The following is a 521-nucleotide window of genomic DNA, read 5'->3' as shown; positions in this document are numbered from 1 at the left end:
CCGGCACCACGGCCCGCGGATTTGCGAGATGCTGGACGTGCCATTCGTTCGAGTAACGCCCCCCGACGCGGGCCAGATCGGGCCCTGTCCGCTTGGATCCCCATTGGAACGGGTGGTCGTACATCGATTCCGCGGCGAGCGAATAATGGCCGTAACGTTCGACCTCATCACGGAACGGCCGGATCATCTGGCTGTGGCAGAGATAGCAGCCTTCACGGATGTAGATGTTCCGTCCGGCGAGCTCTAGCGGCGTGTAGGGCCGCATGCCTTCCACTTTTTCGATCGTGTTCTGCAGGTAGAACAGCGGTGCGATTTCAACGATGCCGCCAATGCTGACGACCAGCAGCGAGCCGACCAGAAGAAGCGTCGCGTTCTTCTCGAGGGTCTTATGTTTATCAAGTAACGATGCCATGTCTCACCTCACTCGGCAGGCTGTGCCTGGGGCACCAAACTGGTCGGGATTGGCGCTTCGTCGCGCAGGTGGCCGCGGATCGTCATGAACACGTTCCAGGCCATGACGA

1 protein-coding gene is annotated in these 521 nt (G+C 60.3%); it reads right to left on the bottom strand.

Features of this window, described 5'->3' with window-relative positions; genetic code table 11:
- Nucleotides 1–412, bottom strand: a 412-nt coding sequence (gene ccoO / locus AF337_RS11970) for a cytochrome-c oxidase, cbb3-type subunit II (protein WP_063844323.1), incomplete at its 3' end; no start/stop codon positions are given.
- Nucleotides 413–521: the final 109 nt, after the last annotated feature.

Origin of the sequence: Rhizobium ecuadorense, assembly GCF_001187535.1 — a bacterium.
Lineage (GTDB): Bacteria > Pseudomonadota > Alphaproteobacteria > Rhizobiales > Rhizobiaceae > Rhizobium > Rhizobium ecuadorense.
The sequence above is the reverse complement of the archived record's forward strand: the minus strand, read 5'-3'. Positions and strand labels throughout refer to the sequence as shown.